The 1,340-nt window shown below is 77.5% G+C and carries 1 protein-coding gene and 1 pseudogene; one reads left to right on the plus strand and one right to left on the minus strand.

Annotation, left to right across the window (positions count from 1 at the left end; all coding sequences use genetic code 11):
- On the minus strand, positions 1–840 hold an 840-nt coding region (gene hemG / locus GPJ59_RS36245), incomplete at its 3' end, for a protoporphyrinogen oxidase (protein WP_219672360.1).
- A 154-nt stretch (positions 841–994) separates the two neighbouring features.
- On the opposite strand from hemG, the pseudogene GPJ59_RS36250 reads away from it, so the two are divergent.
- A pseudogene (locus tag GPJ59_RS36250) lies at positions 995–1,340 on the plus strand (hypothetical protein); the annotation flags it as partial.

Consider the following 1,340-nt stretch of genomic DNA (forward strand, 5'->3'; position numbering starts at 1 on the left):
CCCCCCCCGCCCCCCCCGCGCGCCCGCGGCCCCGGCCTCCCTGAGCAGCCGGCCGATGCCGCCGGCGATGCCGGCGAAGACGGCACCCGTGGCGGCCGCGCCGATCACCGTGGTCCGGTCGGCGGCGGCGCGGCCCGCCGCCGTGGCCTGGACGGCGCGGACGCTCTCGGTCAGCGTGGGGTGGCTGCGGACGGCCTCGAAGAGGGCGGGGACGGCGGCGGCCATCGAGATGCGGTACGCGTCGCCGGCGTAGACCCCGCCGAGCAGGGGTTCGACCAGCCGGTCCACGACCTCGCGGCCCATCCGGGCGGCGACGTACTCGCCGACGGCCACGTCCTCGCCGACCTCGGTGGGCGGGAGCTCGGCGTCGGCGGCGATACGGGCGAGCCCCTCGGCGGAGAGCACGCCGGAGGCGGCGACCGGCTCGATGTCGCCCGGGACGCCCATGACGTGGCCGCGGGGCATGTCGCGCAGCGCGCCGCGGGTCCACAGCCGGGCGGTGGCGGTCGCCGGGGGCTGGAGGGCCTCGCCGAGGCCCACGGCCCGGGCCAGGTCCACGGCTTCGGGGCGGCGGGCGAGGACGGATTCGGCGCCGAGGTCCACGGGGGCGCCGGCGAGCTCGCCGGCGTACAGCTTGCCGCCGAGGCGGCCGGTGGCCTCCAGGACGGTCACCCGGGCGCCGGCGTCGAGCAGGCGGTGGGCGGCGGCGAGTCCGGCGATGCCGCCGCCGACCACGACGACGTGGTGCGGGGGCGCGGCCGGGGAGCCGGCTGCGTTCCCGCCCGGGGTACCGTCCGTTGCCCCTGCGGGCCGGTCCGTACGCATGTCCGCTTCGTGCATGGACACATCGTCTCAGACCGATCACCGGCCGATCACCGAGGCCGGAACGTGACCGCATCGGGACCGCTCCGGGACCGGCGGGGCGAAACCCGGGACGGCAGGCTCACGTCGAAACAGCGTGACCCGTCGACCGAGTCCTTGGGGGGCAACCCGTATGACCCGCATGACCCGTATGACACGTACGAAGCGCACGGAGCGCACGGAGCGCACGGAGCGCCCGGAGAGCATGCAGCGCGCGGCACGGACGCAGCACGCGGCCGGGACGGAAGGCGCGACCGGGACGGAGGGCGGGCACCTGCGGCCCCGGTCGGCCGCCCTGGCCCTCGCGGCCCTCACCACCGCCGGGGCGCTCGCGCTCGGCGGGTGTGCGGCGAGCGACACCTCCAGCGGTGCGAGCTCCGACCGGGCCGCCGTCGCCCCCGCCCCGCAGCTGTTTCCTATTCCCCTCTCCGAGCCCACGAGACCGCAGCCGGATTCGGATGCCGTCCTTTGGCTGGATA

The organism is Streptomyces bambusae (assembly GCF_019400985.1).
Lineage (GTDB): Bacteria > Actinomycetota > Actinomycetes > Streptomycetales > Streptomycetaceae > Streptomyces > Streptomyces bambusae_A.